This is a genomic window from Thermococcus sp., from assembly GCF_026988555.1.
Taxonomy (GTDB): domain Archaea; phylum Methanobacteriota_B; class Thermococci; order Thermococcales; family Thermococcaceae; genus Thermococcus.
This window is the reverse complement of record NZ_JALSLB010000025.1, coordinates 1-17,206: the sequence shown is the minus strand read 5'-3', so window position 1 is coordinate 17,206 and position 17,206 is coordinate 1. Positions and strand designations below refer to the sequence as shown.

At 54.8% G+C, this 17,206-nt stretch carries 18 protein-coding genes; 7 read left to right on the top strand and 11 right to left on the bottom strand.

From position 1 onward, the window contains the following. Window positions 1–35: 35 nt before the first annotated feature. From MVK60_RS02925 to MVK60_RS02895, 7 genes are all read right to left on the bottom strand, one after another. The gene (locus tag MVK60_RS02925) at window positions 36–602 is read right to left on the bottom strand and encodes a hypothetical protein (protein WP_297436289.1); all 567 of its coding nucleotides are present in this window, start codon (window positions 600–602) and stop codon (window positions 36–38) included. 31 nt (window positions 603–633) lie between these two features. After that, complete coding sequence (locus tag MVK60_RS02920) at window positions 634–1,383, bottom strand: DNA polymerase sliding clamp (RefSeq protein ID WP_297436287.1); 750 nt, start codon at window positions 1,381–1,383, stop codon at window positions 634–636. After that, window positions 1,361–1,549 (bottom strand): hypothetical protein, encoded by a 189-nt coding sequence (locus tag MVK60_RS02915; protein WP_297436285.1) that lies wholly within the window; start codon window positions 1,547–1,549, stop codon window positions 1,361–1,363. Before MVK60_RS02915 ends, MVK60_RS02920 begins: the two co-directional genes overlap by 23 nt. Further along, window positions 1,546–1,878 (bottom strand): transcription factor S, encoded by a 333-nt coding sequence (locus MVK60_RS02910; RefSeq protein ID WP_297436283.1) that lies wholly within the window; start codon window positions 1,876–1,878, stop codon window positions 1,546–1,548. The genes MVK60_RS02915 and MVK60_RS02910 overlap by 4 nt, the downstream gene beginning before the upstream one ends. 119 nt (window positions 1,879–1,997) lie before the next feature. Continuing rightward, the gene (locus MVK60_RS02905) at window positions 1,998–2,513 is read right to left on the bottom strand and encodes an immunoglobulin-like domain-containing protein (protein WP_297436282.1); all 516 of its coding nucleotides are present in this window, start codon (window positions 2,511–2,513) and stop codon (window positions 1,998–2,000) included. A gap of 86 nt (window positions 2,514–2,599) precedes the next feature. Then, window positions 2,600–3,883: a serine hydroxymethyltransferase gene (gene glyA / locus MVK60_RS02900; RefSeq protein ID WP_297436280.1), complete on the bottom strand. Its 1,284-nt coding sequence runs from the start codon at window positions 3,881–3,883 to the stop codon at window positions 2,600–2,602. 130 nt (window positions 3,884–4,013) lie between these two features. Continuing rightward, the gene (locus MVK60_RS02895; RefSeq protein WP_297436278.1) at window positions 4,014–5,204 is read right to left on the bottom strand and encodes an aromatic amino acid transport family protein; all 1,191 of its coding nucleotides are present in this window, start codon (window positions 5,202–5,204) and stop codon (window positions 4,014–4,016) included. A 147-nt stretch (window positions 5,205–5,351) separates the two neighbouring features. Between MVK60_RS02895 and cobB the strand changes: the two genes are divergently transcribed. From cobB to MVK60_RS02860, 7 genes are read left to right on the top strand one after another with little or no spacing between them, the layout of a single operon-like run. Next, window positions 5,352–6,110 (top strand): NAD-dependent protein deacetylase, encoded by a 759-nt coding sequence (gene cobB, locus MVK60_RS02890; protein WP_297436276.1) that lies wholly within the window; start codon window positions 5,352–5,354, stop codon window positions 6,108–6,110. Next, on the top strand, window positions 6,103–6,507 hold the full coding sequence (locus MVK60_RS02885; RefSeq protein WP_297436274.1) for a DUF3783 domain-containing protein: 405 nt from the start codon (window positions 6,103–6,105) through the stop codon (window positions 6,505–6,507). Before cobB ends, MVK60_RS02885 begins: the two co-directional genes overlap by 8 nt. Window positions 6,508–6,543: 36 nt before the next feature. Further along, on the top strand, window positions 6,544–7,275 hold the full coding sequence (locus tag MVK60_RS02880; protein ID WP_297436272.1) for a TIGR02253 family HAD-type hydrolase: 732 nt from the start codon (window positions 6,544–6,546) through the stop codon (window positions 7,273–7,275). Continuing rightward, complete coding sequence (locus MVK60_RS02875) at window positions 7,229–7,813, top strand: ASCH domain-containing protein (RefSeq protein ID WP_297436271.1); 585 nt, start codon at window positions 7,229–7,231, stop codon at window positions 7,811–7,813. The genes MVK60_RS02880 and MVK60_RS02875 overlap by 47 nt, the downstream gene beginning before the upstream one ends. Window positions 7,814–7,848: 35 nt before the next feature. Then, the gene (locus tag MVK60_RS02870; RefSeq protein ID WP_297436269.1) at window positions 7,849–8,466 is read left to right on the top strand and encodes a phosphatase PAP2 family protein; all 618 of its coding nucleotides are present in this window, start codon (window positions 7,849–7,851) and stop codon (window positions 8,464–8,466) included. Beyond that, complete coding sequence (locus MVK60_RS02865; protein WP_297436267.1) at window positions 8,459–8,920, top strand: COG2426 family protein; 462 nt, start codon at window positions 8,459–8,461, stop codon at window positions 8,918–8,920. The genes MVK60_RS02870 and MVK60_RS02865 overlap by 8 nt, the downstream gene beginning before the upstream one ends. A 19-nt stretch (window positions 8,921–8,939) precedes the next feature. Further along, on the top strand, window positions 8,940–10,838 hold the full coding sequence (locus tag MVK60_RS02860; protein WP_297436264.1) for a molybdopterin-dependent oxidoreductase: 1,899 nt from the start codon (window positions 8,940–8,942) through the stop codon (window positions 10,836–10,838). Window positions 10,839–10,847: 9 nt separating this feature from the next. Here MVK60_RS02860 and MVK60_RS02855 read toward each other — a convergent pair whose 3' ends face one another. From MVK60_RS02855 to MVK60_RS02840, 4 genes are all read right to left on the bottom strand, one after another. After that, a complete protein-coding gene (locus MVK60_RS02855) occupies window positions 10,848–11,924 on the bottom strand; it encodes a DUF835 domain-containing protein (protein WP_297436263.1) in 1,077 nt (358 codons plus the stop codon). A 133-nt stretch (window positions 11,925–12,057) separates the two neighbouring features. After that, window positions 12,058–14,469, bottom strand: a complete 2,412-nt coding sequence (locus tag MVK60_RS02850) for a plasma-membrane proton-efflux P-type ATPase (protein ID WP_297436261.1) — start codon at window positions 14,467–14,469, stop codon at window positions 12,058–12,060. 198 nt (window positions 14,470–14,667) lie between these two features. Beyond that, entirely contained in the window at window positions 14,668–15,990 is a 1,323-nt protein-coding gene (locus MVK60_RS02845) for a TldD/PmbA family protein (protein ID WP_297436356.1), read from the bottom strand. Window positions 15,991–16,000: 10 nt separating this feature from the next. Continuing rightward, the coding region (locus tag MVK60_RS02840) for a TldD/PmbA family protein (protein ID WP_297436259.1) at window positions 16,001–17,206 on the bottom strand (1,206 nt) is incomplete at its 5' end.

Sequence of the window (17,206 nt, the reverse complement as noted above, 5' to 3'; positions counted from 1 at the left end):
CAAATTTTAGCATGGGTGCAGAATACCTTTCTCGGTCACGGGGATATCCTGACTCTCTCGGCGGCGTCCCGCTCCAGCAGAACCTCGGCTATCTGACGAGGTAAAACGGCGAGGTCTCCAGCTTTGAACGGGCCGTATTCCTTGAGTTCGGGATCCAGAATCTTGGGCAGGTCAATTTTAACGATATACGCCTCGCGGACGCCCGCCTTGGTGGGTTCCTCAACCCTCTCCCCCTTGGTGGATTCCACCTTTTCCTCAGGAAGCCCCGTGGGGAGCTCCTCACGTTCGATGAAAGCCCTCAGAACCGTGAAGATCCTTCTCTCCTCGGCGGTCATGGAGTACGGTAGGCCCTCAACGGCGAGGTCAACTATTTTGTGCAGCCTGACCCTTATGATGTCCCTCATCAGGCGTTCGGCTATGCTGAGCTGGGCGGTGTACAGGTGCTCCTCTATGTCGTCGCCGCGCTCATGTGAGTTCTCCGCGTTCAGCTTCAACGCCTTTATCAGGCTGTCGTACTCTGAATAAAAATCATCGTCGAGGGATACCAGGTCCCCCGATGAGAACTCCTCCTCAAGGAGCTCCCTGAGCTTGACGATGTCCATTACACCACCGCCTCGGAGGGAAAAATGGAGATCAGTCCTCCACGCGCGGTGCGAGGAGGAACGTAAGCCTACCCTCGTCCCTTATCGGGTAGTCCATCTGAAGGGGCATCTCGTTGCCGAACTGGATTATCACCTCGTCGGCTTTGCCGATGCCCTTAAGCATGTCCGCCAGGTAGCTGATTCCGTAGGCGCTCTTGGTATCTTCCTCAACCTCTAGGTCGAGAAGTCCCTCGTCCTCAAGGGTGAGTTTAATTTCAACCTCGTTGGTCTCGCCCTCTGCCTTCATGGTGAACTCGTTCTCGGTGGCCATGAACTTAATCGCGTCGCTGACAAGGGAAGCGTCCTTAACGGCCTCCTTGAGAACCTCACCCAGGACGGTGACCTTGGCCGTGAACGGGAGCTCCGGAAGGTCGAGTTCGAGTTCCTCAACCTCGATGAGCGGGAGCTTGAAGGTTCTCTTTGCCGTTCCCTCGAAGGTGACCTCTAGGAAGTTCTCGTCGCCCTTCCTGAGGATGAGCGTGTCCTTGTTCTTGCCGCGCTTGAGTATCTTCTTGAAGTGATCCATGTTCAATCCAATAGTCTCGATCTCCTCGACCTCGTACTTGGAGAATATGCTCTCCGGAAGGTTGAGGTCTATGAGAACGACCCTGCTTGGGTCCATGGCACGCATGCTGATACCGTCTTCGGTAACCTTGAACGCGGCCTCGTCTATGAGGTTGCTTGCTGTGGATATCAGGTCTGCAAAATCTTTGGCACCATCAAAAACTATCTCGAACGGCATCTTTATCACCTTCCAGCATCTTAAGCATGAGCTTAACCCTTTCTTTACCTCTCCATAGATAAGTTTTTCCGTTGTCCGTATCTGGAACCCTGCGGTAGGCCTCATCAAGCTCCTTCAGGGCCTTCTGCGCAAGCCTTTTCAGGACCTCACGTTCCGCCCCGTTCACTCGTAGGCCCTCCACACGTAGCCGCACTTGGTGCACTTGTAGAATATCGTGCTCGGCTCATCGCCGGCCCTCGTCTGCATCTCCCACCAGTAGGCGGTGTCGTTGCCGCACTTCGGACATGTTACCTTGGTGGTCGGCAGTGTCGTGACGTCCTGCTCAACGACGATGATTCCCTCGTCAGGTTTATGTTCTATCTTCTGGGTGATCTTTGTCTTCTCTCGGTCTTTCTCCTCGTCGAAGGGCTCTTCGTAACCGCATGAGCGGCAGACCCAGACTTTTCTTTTCCTGTCCGGAAGCATGAGGTTGCCGCATTTTGGACAGAACTTCATTTTTTCTCACCCCTTTAGCCGAGGGTTCAGTATGTGAAAGGAGGATAAAAAGTTTTGCCAGAACCGTTAGCATTCGGAGGGTGCCCCCCTCCTCGCCAAGGCGACTTCATGCCTGTTGGTTATTCCCACAGCATCGATTCATCCTCCCACCTTGAACCCACCTTGAACTCGGCGTGTTCGTAGAAGCAGACCCTCTCCGAGCATATCCGCTTTTCGATTCTGTAACTTCCACTTTCTAGGTTCAGCTTTGAGAGGTCTATCCTCTGCTCCCAGCTTTTACCGGGCCCCACCTCTACCACCACAGCTGGAAAGACCAGGTTCAGCTGGACTTCAACCCAGCCTCCGCTTTCCCTGCGGTAAAGCCTGAACCCGTACCCTGTCTGGAGGGTTGAATTTTGGTGGTTGACAATGGTTAAAATCAGGGTATCCCCAGGTGAGTACACACACTTATCGAGGTGGATAACGGTGGATGTGTTCTCACAGAACACTATGGGGCCGAGGGTTTCGTTGAGGTTGACATGCCCCTTTTTTAGATTCCCCTCTCCTTGAAGGCTGCTGTGAATTGGGAGTACTTGGTAAGCGAAGGTAAATCCGAATAGGAGCAACATCACGAGGATCACGCGCTTCATCTTCATCGTATCAATCTTTGCACTTGCGGGTATTAAACGTTGCGATGGTTTCAAGACTCGGAGAACGCAGGGACAAAGTGGAAAAGAGAAGGTCACTCCCTGAGCGGGAGTCCGTAGTCGAAAGAGTAGTAAGCCTTCTGGAATCCCTGCCTGAAATAGTAGACGTCCTTCTTGACGCTGAGAGGCTCTTCCCTGTTGATGAGGACGCGTTTGATGAAGCTCGCTATTTCTTTCATGTCGTCCTCCATCATTCCAACGCGGGTCATCTCCTGGACGCCTATGCGCAGGCCGCTCGGCTTCTCGACCTTTTCAAGCGGGTCCCAGGGCAGGAGGTTCTTGTTGAGGATTATGCCGGCCTCCTCGAGGAGAGGTGCCGCCCATCCACCGGCCGCTTCGTGGAGGTCGCTGACATCGACGATGACCTGGTGACTCTCGGTGTAGCCCTTGTCCTCACCGATGACCTTGAAGCCCTCCTCGGCCATAGCCTCCGCGAGGGCTTTCGCGTTCTTGACGACCTGGGCCGCGTACTTCTGGCCGTACTCGAGCATCTCCGCGGCGGTGATGACCTTACCTGCCATGTGGTGGAGGTGGTGGTTGCTCAAAACACCGGGGAAGATAGCCCACTGAAGCTTTGCCGTGTCGTCCCCAATGTTCTTATAGATTATAATGCCGCCCTGCGGTCCGGGGAAGGTCTTGTGGGTGGAGGCGGTTATTATCTCTGCCCCCTCCCTAAGCGGGTCCTGGAACTGGCTGCCGGCTATGAGGCCGAGGACGTGGGCACCGTCGTACATCACATGGGCGCCGACTTCCTTGGCCACAGGTGCCAGCTCCTTGACCGGGTGCGGGAATGGGTAGAGCGAGCCGCCGAAGACGACCAGCTTGGGTTCTACATCCCTTATGAGCTTCTCCGCCTTGTCGACGTCTATGTTAAACTCCTCGTTGTCGAAGGGCCAAGTGTGAACGTTGAGGCCACGCATTCCGGCGCTTCCGAAACCTGCATGGCTTATGTGGCCACCGTGGCTTGTGTGGAGGCTTATTATGTGGTCACCAGGCTGGGTTAGGCCAAAGAACACCGCCTGGTTGGCGTTAGTTCCGGATATGGGCCTTAGGTCCGCAAAGTCACTCTTGAAGAGCCTGCAAAAGAGATCAACGCCGATGAGCTCAACCTCATCGATGTACTTGCACCCCTGGTAGTACCTGGCCCTCGGCCATCCCTCAGCATACTTGTGCATGAACCCGCTCGCGACGGCGCGGGTGACGCTTGGTGAGGTTATGTTTTCGCTGGCTATGAGGTTTATTGTGTGGCTCCTCCAGTTCTCGTGCTCCTCAATAAAGTTCAGAACCTTGTCCCTATACTCTTTGTACCCTTCACTCATGGGAAACACCTCGGTGGTGATTTGAGTGTTGTGGATATAAATCTTACCGCGAGAGAATCCATCGGTGCATGTGACTCTAATTGGTCATCGATGTACTCCAGTGGAGGTAGAAATCTAAAATTGGGGAGGATCAGCTCCTCCCCCTCATCCGGTGAACGACGTATATTAGAACCGGCAGGATTATGAAGGCCATCATGTCCCCCGTGTCCCCGGCGAAGGCCAGAACGTCCGCGAAGTTCTTGACACCGGCGAAGTAAACGAGGGCGGGAGGGGCCACGGTAAGGGCCCAGGCAACCGGCCTCTTAAGCTTCACGAACTCCTCGCTGTTGCTCTGCTGGGCGAGGGCTATACCGATGTAGCTCGTTGTTATCGCCAGGAGGGGTATCAGGTTGCCCACCAGCCTTCCAACGTGGCCGTAGAGGCTCTGGAGGCCCTGTGTGGCTATCTGGGGGGTGTTCCTCCCGAAGACCATGAGGAACGCCATCATAAAGACGGCGTAGATGACCGTTGGTATGATGAAGGCCCAAACGACGACCTTCTTTGTCTCCTCGTAGCTGCCAAGCCCCTTGTACACGTCGGGTATCACGGTGTGACAGCCGAGGGCGAAGATGGCGACTCCCGTTATTGCGAGGATTCCCGATGGGTTCGTGTACAGGGCCTTCCCCGGACTGGCACGGGGGGCCAGCATCGCCGTGACTCCGATGAACAGGAAGAGCATCACGAAGCTCATTATTAGCTCGGTCTTTCCACTGGCCTCCAATCCCTTGTAAACTACGAGCGATGCCAGGACCCAGAAGATGAACGCTCCCATGTTTTCACTGACCCCGAAGAGGCTCGCGAATACGCTCCCCATTCCTGCTATGTAGGCCAGGATTGCGCCGAAGCTCATGATGAAGATGCTGATGTACATCAACCAGCCACCCGTTCTTCCGAGAACTCTCTGGGCGATGGTGCTCATCTGGGCCCCCCTCATGTCGGCGCTGAATCTCAGGACGATAAAGGCGGTCCATAACATCAGGAGCATTACCCCGAACAGTATTCCAACCGCCGGCAGCAGACCAACCTTGCTGGCCGCATACGGCAGTCCGAGGACCCCCGCCCCTATCTGGGTCCCCACGAGTATCGCCAGGGCCTCTCCCTTGGTTATATGCCTTTTCTCGACTCGGATGGGGGTGGTTCTCAACCCCCTAGTGACCTTTCTTCTACGCACCAGCTGTATTAGGTTTATCTTTTTCCTCCTCTCGGATGCCAGCCTCTCGTAGTAATATCTTCCATGTGACGTGGTGACCTTTTTCTTTGAAACCCCATCACTCACGGGCATTCTCTCACCTCCGTACCGATGAATACATTTAATCAATTTAAACCCTTGCACGGGGGGATGACATTGAACTCAAAGATTATTCGGTGGACGGAGGTGTCCCCCAAAACGATGGGCAGTATTTTTAAGGAACGCCGAGTATGTGGTACCATGCTGGGAGAAGCGGCCCGGTTGCTGGTCCGTTCGAAGTTCACCATAGCCTTTACCGGTGCGGGAATAAGTGCCGAGAGTGGTGTACCGACTTTTAGGGGTCCCGGTGGTCTCTGGAAGCATTATCGGGCGGAGGAACTTGCCACACCTGAAGCCTTTGAACGTGATCCAAACCTTGTCTGGGAATTCTACAGATGGAGGATGAGGCTGATAGAGGGAGTAAAACCTAACAGAGCCCACTATGCCCTTGTGGAGCTGGAGCGAATGGGCCTGCTGAAGGCCCTGATAACTCAGAACGTCGACAACCTCCACCGCGAGGCGGGAAGCAGAAAACTCATAGAACTCCACGGCAACATCTTCCGCGTCAGGTGCCCCTCCTGCGACCACCGCGAAGACCTCACGGAAAGCGGGGGGCTCGGTAACTTCCTGGCCCGGAGAAGCCTTCCAAAGTGCCCGAAGTGCGGTTCATTAATGAGACCTGACGTGGTGTGGTTCGGGGAGTCCCTCCCAAATGCCCCCCTGGAGGAGGCTTTTTCACTCGCAAGGAGGGCAGACCTGGTTTTGGTGATCGGAACGAGTGGCGTGGTGTACCCTGCGGCCTACATCCCGTACATGGTCAAGGAGAACGGAGGCACTGTAATTGAGGTCAATACCTCAGAAAGCGGGATAACCCCTATAGCGGACGTGTTCCTCCGGGGGAAGGCAGGGGACGTCATGGACAGACTGTTAAAAAGGATTCGGGGTGTTGTGGATGGATGAGGGTGTTTTCCTTATAGGTTTCTCAGAGGAAGAGGTCCAACGGATCAAGGGTGCCCTGAAGGGTGTAAGTGTCCACGAGGTGCCCAAGGAGTGCCTCACCTGGAGGCTGGGGGAGATAGTGGAGAGAAGGCCCGATGGAAGGGGTAACTGGCACGAAAGGAGGTTCTTAATAACCCACGGGGACAACGAGCTTATCAAACGCGTTATCTCGGCGGTGAGGAGCCTCAGGCTGGGGAGGGTAATCTTCGTCTCCACGACCCCGATTTCTCTGGGGAGGACACTGGATGATCTCATACAGGAGTGGATCGAGGAGGACGAGTACTTCAGGGCCTATCAGCGCGCCAGGAGGGGGATAAAAGGCAGGGGGGGACCGTTCCTCGATATCAAGAAAGGTTAAATAATGCGTGGAGAAAAAGGCTTAGGTGAATGCTGGATGATCAAAGTTGTGTTCTTTGACCTGGACGATACGCTGATCGACACGTCTAAATTGGCTGATATGGCGAGAAAGAACGCCGTTGAGAACATGATACGGCACGGAATGCCGATGGACTTTGGGGTAGCATATCATGAGCTCATGGAGTTGATAAACGAATACGGAAGCAACTTCTCCAGACACTTTGATTACCTCCTCCGGCGCTTGGACCTTCAGTACAACCCGAAATGGATCGCCGCCGGTGTCATAGGTTATCACAACACGAAGTTTGCTTACCTGCGGACGGTTAAGGGGGTCAAGAAAACGCTTCTCAGACTCAAGGAGATGGGCCTCCAGCTTGGGATAATAACCGACGGGGATCCCATAAAGCAGTGGGAAAAAATTCTACGGGCGGAGATAGATGACTATTTTGACGTGGTGTTCATCTCGGACTTTGTGGGCGTTAAAAAACCCCACAGGAAGATCTTTGAGAAGGCCCTAAAGCACTTTGACCTGATGGCTGACGAAGCATTGATGGTTGGGGACAGACTTTACTCGGACGTGTACGGGGCTAAGCAGGTTGGTATGCAGACCGTTTGGTTCAAGTACGGCAGGCATGCCAACAGGGAGCTGGACTACCTTGAGTACGCTGATTTCACGGTGCGCTCTCTGGAAGAGCTTCCGGAGATAGTGAGGGGGCTGAACATTGAGGAGAGGGAAGAGCGTTCAGATAAGGAAGTTCCTGCTGATTGACAGCGCATACAAATCGAGAATCCTGCGTGGGGACAAGGTCACCACGATACGCTACGGGGACTACGAGGCGAGGCCAGGAAGTGAAATCTATCTGGTCATCACCCCGAGCGATACCGCAGTGGCGAAGATAAGAATAACGGGGGTTAGGAAGAAGAAGGTCAGGGAACTCACCAACGAAGACGCCAGGCTAGACGGCTTTTCCGACGTGAAGGAACTCCTCAGGGAGCTTAACAGGATATACGGCGAGCTTTACGGCGACGATGAGGTCACGATAATAGGCTTCGAGGTCGTCAAGCGCTTTGACGAGGGAATCCCCTTTAAGTGGTTGAAGGGCCTGAACTACCGTGAGCCGACGGAGATAGCGAGGCTTTACCTCGAGAACCAGGAGAAACTTAACCTCAACCGCGAAATGGACTTTATAATGCGCCGCATCTACAACGAGGGCCTTGGAAGGGCCGTCAGGACCTTCGGACCCAAGAAAGTCCAGAACGCGCTGCTTAAGGGTTACCACGCCCTCCACAACAGGGGAATGATTTAGAAAAGCTTTTGAACATCTCCCCCTTTACCTAACCCATGTCCCGCGAACTCCTGAGAGACCGAAAATTCCTGCTAAACACGGCGTTGCTAATACTGATATTGTTCCTCCAATTTGCATGTCTGATGAGGGGTATTAACGCGAGAATCGACTCATTACTCCCCTCTCCGAGCTCCAGTCTGTTGAGCGTTCTGACGGCATTTGGAAGCGATTTCTTCCTAATCCCCTTTGCGGTTGCGGTTATCTACCTCGACATCAGGAATTTCGGAAAGCTGTCTCGGGAAACACTGATTTTCCTCGCCTCAGTTTTCATCGGCCTTGTGATAGTTGGAATCCTCAAGGTCGCAATTAACGAGCCGAGACCCCGCAACCACGGAGGCTTCTCGTTTCCCTCAGGTCATGCGTATCGCGGGGCGATTATTGCGGTCTACACCTCAAACCGCTGGAGGAGGCTCGTGCCCCTAGCCGTTACCTTTGCCATCGGTGTTGCAATGACGAGGTTGCTCCTTCACGTTCACTGGTTCGGCGACGTCCTCTTCAGTCTGCTCCTTGCGCCCTGGATCTACAGCATCGTCGATGCAACTCAGGACTCGTGGCTTTCCCTCTACAGGAGGATAGTCTCAAGGCTTGGCTTGGGGGTGTTCGACGTTGAATAATCCCCTCGAAATCTTCTTGCTTTCCCTCGTCCCGACCTTTGAAGGCAGATACGCCATAGTCTACGGCATAGGTCGCGGTTACCCCCTCTGGGGAACCCTCCTGGGCGCGTCCCTCGGAGTTCTGCTCCTCTCGTTCCTCCTCCCCGTTCTGCTCCCCTACATAGACAGGCTGATGCTCTGGCTTGAGGGGACTTCCCTCAGGAAGATAGCCCACCTCTACCTCTACTACGTCGAGCGGGTCAGAAAGAAGGCCCACCCCTACGTTGAGAAGTGGGGCTTCATCGGGCTGACGGTTTTTGTGGCAATACCGCTCCCAGGGACTGGAGTCTGGACCGGGGCTTTGGCGGCATACCTTCTGGGAATAGGCCTGAAGCGCACGATCCCGGCTTTGGTTCTCGGTGGACTCCTCAGCATGCTGATAATCCTCCTCCCAAGTTTGGGCCTATGGGGGTGATATCATCTTCAGCGTCTGCATGCGCGACTGCTACGACACATGCTCGATGGTGAGCGAAGTCAAGGACGGCCGGCTCTCGGTTAGGGGGAACCCCGAACACCCGATAACGGAAGGTTTCCTCTGCCCCAAGGGTGCCCTTCTGCCGAGGTGGTTCCACGCAAAAGATCGTCTGAAACCTCCGCTCATAAGAACCGGCAAACGTGGAAGCGGCGAGTTCAGGGGAGCCACCTGGGATAAGGCAATCGGCCTTGTTGCCAGAAAGCTGAGAGAGGCCATTGAAGAGCACGGGAGCGAGAGCGTCCTAGTTTATCAATATGCCGGGGACAGAGGGGTTGTAAACTACGCCTTCCCGCTGAGGCTTTTCCACTACCTCAACACTGCCATGCTCGACTACGGCATCTGCGACAGGGCCGGGCAGGAGGCTCTGAAGGATGTCTACGGAACCGCAATTGGTATGGATCCGGAGAAGCTTAAAAACCAGGGGCTTATCGTTTACTGGGGCATCAATACATTCTGGACGAACCTTCACGGCTTTGCCCTGGCCAAGAGACACGACCTCGAAATATGGACGGTTGACGTCGTCAGAACGGAAACGGCAAAGCGCTCCGACAGGTTCTTTCAGATAATGCCCGACAGCGACGTCCTCTTTGCCTTAGGCGTTGCTAAGGTCATAATCGAAGAGGGACTCTACGACAAAGACTTCGTCCGCGAGAACATCTACGGTTTTGAAGAATTCAAGAACTATGTAAAAACATTATCGCTTGATTATATAAGCAGAGAAACGGGGATGGGTATTGACGAGATAGGAATCTTCGCGAGGGAATTCGCCGAGAAAAGGGGCATCATCCACATAGGCTACGGCTTCCAGCGCTCCCTGGCAGGCGGTGAAGCGGTGAGAGCGATTGCAGTCCTTCCAGCCCTGGTCGGTCATCGCTTCGGCTTCATCTACGACATGAAGACGATAGACAAGTCCTATGCCGAGGGCGCCTTTCTGCGGACCAAACCCGCCAAGAAGATCCCCCAGATGAAGCTGGCCGAGTACATCGAAAGGGGAGAGATTAAGTTCCTCTACATATACAACTCCAACCCCCTCGCGAGCCTGCCGAACCAGAACCGGCTGAGGAAAGCACTGGTGGAAAACGACGTTTTCGTGGTCACACATGATATCTTTCTGACCGACACGGCCCTCTACTCCGACGTCGTCCTGCCGGCGAACACCTTCTTCGAGCGGCTGGACATAGCCGATTCCTACTACCACCGCTACGTTGCACTTAACGAGCCTGTTGCTAGGCTTTACGGGAAGAGCAACAGCGAGGTAACGAGGCTTCTGGCGAAGGCCCTCGGGATAAAGGAGCCCCATCTCTACGAGAGCGACGAGGAGGTCATCAGAAGGGTTCTGGAGCGTAACGGCATAAGCTGGGAGGAGCTGAAGACTAAGGGTTTCGTTAAAGTTCCAGAAAAACCGAGAAAATGGAAAACGCCGAGCGGGAAGATCGAGTTCTACTCCCGGAGAGCGATGGAGAGGGGCTTAAGCCCGTTCCCCCGGTATCGGAAGCCCGAAGGGAAATACCCTCTTCGTCTGCTCACTCCCACCCACAGGATGACGATAACGAGCCAGTACCACAACACCCACGGCATGATCGACTCGAACCTCTACATCAACCCCGCCGATGCTACTGAGAGAAACATTGAAGACGGTGACGCCGTTGAGGTCTTCAACGACCACGGCAGAATAAGGACGAGGGCTAAGCTTAGCGAGGACGTTCCGCAAGGAGTCGTTCTGCTCTACAAGGCGTTCTGGGTTAAAATTCTCGGATGGAACGCTAACTTTCTGACGGCCGACGAAACCGTCGAAAAATACGGAAACTCTTCGGCGTATCATTCAACGTGGGTCGATGTTGGGGGACTGGATGGATGACCTCTCTCATCAAAGCTCCAGCTTCTCCAGTTCCCTCTGTAGCATCGCCATGTGCTTTTTGGAGTACGCTGGGGGCTCAACGGTGGTGACCAAGGTTCCGTTGTACTTCATTACGGTGTCCTTCATGGAGATCAGGAACTTAAACGCGTTTTCAAAGCCGTTCTCTATCATGAGGTACTCGAAGCAGTCGAGCACCACCAGGGAGTGACCAGTTTCGAGGTACCTTCTGACGAGATCGAGGAGAATGCCCATGTCTGTGGGGGATACCGCCATGATGTTCTCGTCCATCTGGCCGGAGGTGGCCCTGGTCACCCAGAACACCGGAAAACGTGGTTTAATGTCCCGAAGACGGTTTCTGGTTATGAGTATTCCGTTTCCGCTGGACTGCATCTTTCTGAGAAGGACGTTAAAGGTTCTCTTGCCGGTGGAGTAGAAGGCACCGGTGGGAAGCTCGGTTATGGGCATCTCCGGGGGTTTTACCTGTAGAAACGCGTACTTGATCATCCCTATGAACATCATCGCCCTGAAGAACGCTCCCAGTCCGTAGAGGTAGGTGGCCAGAGGGGTTCTGATCGTCAGAGGGTACGTTAGGTTGATCACCCCGAGCAGAAACGCCCCTATTGGAAACAGGGTGGCTGCCGTCCTCAGACCAACTTCCTCTTTGATGAGTGAATAACTCAGGACCATCAGGGAGAGCCCCATGAACGGAACCGGGAGTGCCATGAAGACTACTGAGGACGCCCCCAGGAGGGTGGCGAGGAGGACGTAAGTGGGGCCGGCTATAACGCACGTGAGTATCAGGAACTGGTTTTCCCTGGTATCGAGCTGTCCCCGGATGGAAAAAGATGCGGCCATCAGGAGTACTCCATTGAATACGGCCATGATGGACATGAGGGGCAGTAAGGCAGTCGGGTTTGGACTCCAGCCAAGCTTCGAAATCACCTGCTTCTGGGCTAGGGCCGCCAAGAAGTCCATCCAGAGTCCGAGACTCATAAAAAGCATAAACCTCTCGTTTCTCTTTCCCCATCTGTAAGTGGCGAGGCCCCATGTGAAAAACCGCATGATCACGTTTAGTATCTCCAGCATGTTCCAACCTCGCGTTCTTGGTTCAGGTTAGGGCATATTAAGGTTTCCGTCCCGGCATAGTCACGTGGGTATCTGGACAGAAAACATGAAAAACATGGCCAGGCGGACACCTGAACCCGGTGTTGGTGAGATATCACAGTCCCTCCATCCTTTTGAGGACTACCACCTTGGCCCCGTCTATAGCCAGCATCCACACGAGGGCGTAACCCCAGATGAGTCCGGCGAGTTTCCAGCCTATCGGTGTCACGAATATACCGTAAACCACTATCAGGGTTGCGAGGAGTTTGGTGATTACCGCCGACCAGAACAGCAGACCGCTGGGGTATGGCCTCTCCCAGAGGTGCCCTCTGGCCCTCGTGACGAATATCGTGAGATGACCGGCGACGGCCAGCTTGAGGAAGATGAAAGACTGGATCTCCGGTCTGCTCAGTAGGAGAACCCTATCAGCTATGTAGAACAGGAGGAACGAGCTTACCACTCCGACGAAGCCGAGGAGTGTGGAGAGGACGAGAACCTTGTACATATCCCAGCGGACGGGTTTGCGTGGGGTGACCACATTGTCGTACGCTATGGCCAGTATCGGGGCGTCGTTGAAGAGTGCCAGCAGAACTATCATGATGGCCGTTATAGGATAGAAATTGAAGACCAGTATGGCGAACGTGACGAAGAACAGCACCCTTATCGTCTCGGTTATCCTGTAAACAACGTAGCTCTCCATCCTCTGGAAGATCCTCCTCGCCTCCTCAACGGCGTGGGCTATAACCGAGAGGCCAGGCTGGAGGAGGACGACATCGGCCGCCGCCCGCGCGGCATCTGTCGCCCCCGAAACCGCTATGCCGCAGTTGGCCTTCTTCAGCGCGGGAGCGTCGTTAACGCCATCGCCGGTCATGGCCACCATATGCCCGGTTCTCTGAAGTGCGTCAACGATCCTGAACTTATGCTCTGGAAAGACCTCGGAGAACCCGTCGGCCTTCTCCACCAGATGCTCCACCTCTGAGTCCCTCTTCGCCTTGAGAAGCTCCGTCATAGAAACTATCCTCGTCCCGAGACCCAATATTTTAGCGATGTGCCTTGCTATGGCTATGTGGTCACCCGTGACCATCTTGACGTTGACGCCGAGCTTTCTTATCGCCCGGATGGCCTTCGGTGCATCGTCCCTCGGAGGATCAAAGAGAGGAATTATCCCGACAAACTCCCATCTTCCCCCCTTCGTCCTGGCCACGCCCAGTGCCCTGTAGCCTTCCTCGGCCAGCTCATCAACTTTCTTGATTGCCTCCTTTTTGAGCCCTTCTTGGACATCACATAGGTCGAGGATAACCTGTGGGGCCCCCTTGGCAACCTTAAACCTCTCGTCGTTGCTTATCTCCGCCTCGGTTCTCTTTATGACCGGGTCAAATGGGGTAAAATGGGTCTGTCTAAACTTCCTGATAGCTTCCTTGAGGCCGAACCCCTCCAGTGCCCTGAGAATGGCAAGGTCTATGGGGTCGTTGTCCTCTTCCCTGCTCGCCAGGGCCCCGTACAGGACGACATCACTCTCCGAGTAACCGTTGAATGGAACCGTGTCGCCAACGGTGAGTTCGTTCTTGGTTAAGGTTCCGGTCTTATCTGAGCAGAGGACGTCAACCCCCGCCAGTTCCTCGATGGCAACCAGTTTGGTAACCACCGCCTGCCTCTTGGCGAGGTTCAGCGCACCTATTGCCATTGTTATGGAGAGAACAGCCGGCATCGCCGCCGGGATCGCCGCCACTATAAGGACGAGACTGAAGCGGAGTGCCTCGATAAGGCTCTCGTGCCGATGGATCGCAACAAGGAAGACGACCGAGACGAGGAGAAGGGAGAGTATTATGAGGTAGTCGCCCACACGTATGACCATCTTCTGGAATGAGCTGACGGTCTTGGCGCTCTCAACGAGCTGGACGGTCTTGCCGAAGTACGTGTTCAGGCCGGTTCCCGTAACGACGGCGGTCATCTCACCTTTCTTGACGAGTGCACCAGAGAACGCGATGTCCCCTGCCTTCTTCTCCACGGGCAGGGACTCACCGGTCAGGGCTGACTCGTCCACCATGAGGTACTCCCCGTCCGTCAGCTTAACATCGGCTGGGATGATGTCCCCCATCCGGAGACGGATGATATCGCCGGGTACAAGCTCCCTGGCCGGTACGACCTTCCATTTGCCGTCGCGGAGAACCCTGGCCTGGAGGGCCATCTTCTGCTTCAGGAACTCTATAACGTTCTCGGCCTTGTGCTCCTCCCAGAATCCGACAACGCCGTTGAGCGCGAGGAGAATCATGATTATCCAGAAGTCCGCCCAGTGCCGGACAATCGCGGAGAGGACAGCTGCTATCTCTATCATCCACGGTATCGGCCCCCAGAAGTAGGAGAGGAACTTCATTATAGGGTTTACCTTCTTTTCCGGAATTTCGTTTGGTCCGTATTCCCTTAATCTTCTTTCTGCCTCCTCCGTTGAGAGTCCCTCACCTGATGTTCCCAACTCTTTAAAAACATCCGTAACACCCATATGCTTGTAATCCTTTTCGGTTACCATGTTCACCGCCAGTGAAAATAATATGCAAATAATATATACGAATTTCGTTACAATGATAAAAACGCGTGTTCTTGCACCCTGGCTGAAAAATATTCACTAATATCCCGATATTTGGCCATCTTCGCAAAGAACTCAACAACTGCTTAAAAATTAACTCGAATTTTCACGACAAAAATTAAAAAATTTTTAGAAGGCAAGTCACTTGGTGGCCCTCGTTATTCCGACGTCCCCCACGAGCACGTAGGGCGTTGAGACCGGCGTGTTGACCTCCCACCAGTGGATGTGATGGCCCTCCTTTCCAAGGGCCTTGATCCCCTCGAGTACCCTCTGGAGGTTGTCACTGACGCGGATGTTCCTTACAGGCCTCAGCCCGCCATTCTCAACGAGGAATATTCCATCCCTCGGAATGGTCGAGAAGTCGCCTGTTACGTAGTTCTGGAAGCGCGTGTACCAGACGTTGGTGATGTATATGCCCTTCCTGACCTCGCTGAAGAGCTCCTCTCTGGAGTATTCACCGGGCTCTAGGACGATGTTCCACGCGTGGGGCATAGTCAAGCCAGCGTTGGCCGTTGTCTCCGTCCCGTACTTCTTCGCCATGCTCGTGTTGAGCAGGAAGCTCTTGAAGGTTCCGTTCTCGATTATCGTCGTTTCCCTCGTTGGAACTCCTTCGTCGTCGAACTTCCTCGTTCCGTAGCCGTTGGGCATGTTGCCGACGTCCTTTATCGTGACGACCTCGTTGGCAACCTTCCCCCCGAGCTTGTTCACCAGGAAGCTAAAACCGGCCTCTGCCGCGTAGGCCGATGTCATGAAGCTCATGTAGCTCAGCAGGTTGGCGAAGGCTAAGGGGTCAAAGATGACGTCGAACTTCCCTTCCGGCCCCTGCTCCGGGTTCTGAGCGAGCTTTGCAATCTCACCGGCCTTTCTTCCGGCACTTTCAGGGTCGAACTTCTTGAGAACGCGAACCGAGTTCGTCCCGTGCCCGCTCTCAAGGTCACCGATGAATGCCCTAACGCTTATCTCTATCCCCGTCCCCTCGTCGAAGGCTTCAACGCCATTGCTCGTGGTTAAGTAAAGCCTGTTGTGGTCGGTGTAGAGAACTCCCGCCACCCTCTTAGCTCCCTCCTCAAGTGCAGAGTTGATTGCCCTCTCTACGTACTCGTTCGGCTCGTCCAGCTCGACTATTGCCCTATCGAAGGTCTCCGGGATATCCCTATACTGGAACGGCCCCTCGGCGATGCCGTAGTAGTCCTCCTTCGGCGCCATTCCCTTCATGTTGTTCAGGAGCGTTTTCAAGGTCCGCTCGATGTTCTCCTCGCTCAGCTCGGTTATAGTTGTACCAGCTACCCTCTTCTCCAGCTCCACGAAGAGCTCGACCTTCCTCTCGTGCCAGTTCTTGGCGACGGTTATCTCGTTGTTGGCGAAGCGGACCTGGCGCCTGTTCATCTCGTAGCCGAGAACGACGACGTCGCCGAAGCCGAGCTCTTTGGCCTTCTTAAGGATGAACTCGTTAACGTCAAACATCCCCACCACCTCACGGCCTCCTCAGCGGTATGTCCCTGAGCCTTGCATGCGCCCCGCCCATCCAGACGGGCACTCCCTGCCCGGGCTCGCCTTTGCCGCAGGTTCCCGGGAAGAACTCGACCTCTTTGCCGACGGCATCGACGCTGCTCCAGAGCGCCCTCGTCGTTATCTCAAGGATAGGCCTCCTGACAGGGTGCTTTATCTCGCCGTTCTCGATGAGGTAGGCCTCCCTTCCGATGTACCTCTGCTGGTAACGCCTGTCGTCGATGTTCCACTCGTTGAAGGACACCATGTAGACGCCGAGCTTGACCTCCTCAATCAGCTCCTCGAAGGAGTAGTCACCGGGCGCGAGGTAGGTGTTGGCCATCCTCACTATCGGCTCGCGATTGTAGTTGATGGCTCTGGCTGAAGCGTTTGACCGCTGCCCGAGCTTTGCCGCGTATTCTCTGTTGGTGAGGAACTCGGTGATGATTCCGTCCTTGATGAGGTAGCGCGGTCTCGCCTTGACGCCCTCGTCATCGTAGAGGTAGAACCCCCAGCTGTTCGGTATCGTCGGGTCCTCTATGACGGTGACGGCTTCACTCCCGATCCTCTCGCCGAGCATGTCCGGCTTTACGAAACTCTCCCCGGCCTGGGCCGCTTCCCTTCCGAAAATCCTGTCGGCCTCGTATGGATGGCCGACGCTCTCGTGGACGGCTATCCCAGCGACCTCTGGGCTTATGACCAGATCCACTTTCCCCTCCGGTGGCTTCTGTCCCTCATAGATGAGCTTCTTTAGGGCCTGGACGTCCTTAACCGCCCAGCTCCACGGCTCGTCCTTCTCGATGAGCTCCAGCCCACCGGAGAACGCCCTCTGGACGAAGGGGGCCTGCTCCATCTGGCCGTTTTCAAAAACCACGAGGTTGTAGGTTATGGAAACACGCGGGATTTTGCTCTTCACATATGCTCCCTCGCTGTTGATGAAGATCTTCTTCCAGAGCCCGTCGGAGTAGCCAAGATATCGCATTGGCACGTTTACGCCCGTTGCTTTAACTTCCTCCTCGACCTTCCTGAGGAGCTCCATCTTTTCCTCCGGGGAGACATCCCTGAAGTCCTTCTTCATCTTGACCTTGTAGGAGACGCGGTGGAAGTCCTCCTCGCTGAAAACCATCGGCTCGTTTCTAACGCGGGAGGCAGCTCTGGCCAGCTTGACGGCCTTCCTGACGGCTTCACTTAC

Coding starts and splice junctions, on each gene's coding strand:
- MVK60_RS02895 (WP_297436278.1), bottom strand. CDS start 5,204: ATGCCCGTGAGTGATGGGGTTTCAAAGAAAAAGGTCACCACGTCACAT.
- MVK60_RS02850 (WP_297436261.1), bottom strand. CDS start 14,469: ATGGTAACCGAAAAGGATTACAAGCATATGGGTGTTACGGATGTTTTT.
- MVK60_RS02855 (WP_297436263.1), bottom strand. CDS start 11,924: ATGCTGGAGATACTAAACGTGATCATGCGGTTTTTCACATGGGGCCTC.
- MVK60_RS02920 (WP_297436287.1), bottom strand. CDS start 1,383: ATGCCGTTCGAGATAGTTTTTGATGGTGCCAAAGATTTTGCAGACCTG.
- MVK60_RS02885 (WP_297436274.1), top strand. CDS start 6,103: ATGGATGAGGGTGTTTTCCTTATAGGTTTCTCAGAGGAAGAGGTCCAA.
- cobB (WP_297436276.1), top strand. CDS start 5,352: ATGCTGGGAGAAGCGGCCCGGTTGCTGGTCCGTTCGAAGTTCACCATA.
- MVK60_RS02925 (WP_297436289.1), bottom strand. CDS start 602: ATGGACATCGTCAAGCTCAGGGAGCTCCTTGAGGAGGAGTTCTCATCG.
- MVK60_RS02880 (WP_297436272.1), top strand. CDS start 6,544: ATGATCAAAGTTGTGTTCTTTGACCTGGACGATACGCTGATCGACACG.
- MVK60_RS02845 (WP_297436356.1), bottom strand. CDS start 15,990: ATGTTTGACGTTAACGAGTTCATCCTTAAGAAGGCCAAAGAGCTCGGC.
- MVK60_RS02870 (WP_297436269.1), top strand. CDS start 7,849: ATGTCCCGCGAACTCCTGAGAGACCGAAAATTCCTGCTAAACACGGCG.
- MVK60_RS02905 (WP_297436282.1), bottom strand. CDS start 2,513: ATGAAGATGAAGCGCGTGATCCTCGTGATGTTGCTCCTATTCGGATTT.
- MVK60_RS02860 (WP_297436264.1), top strand. CDS start 8,940: ATGCGCGACTGCTACGACACATGCTCGATGGTGAGCGAAGTCAAGGAC.
- glyA (WP_297436280.1), bottom strand. CDS start 3,883: ATGAGTGAAGGGTACAAAGAGTATAGGGACAAGGTTCTGAACTTTATT.
- MVK60_RS02910 (WP_297436283.1), bottom strand. CDS start 1,878: ATGAAGTTCTGTCCAAAATGCGGCAACCTCATGCTTCCGGACAGGAAA.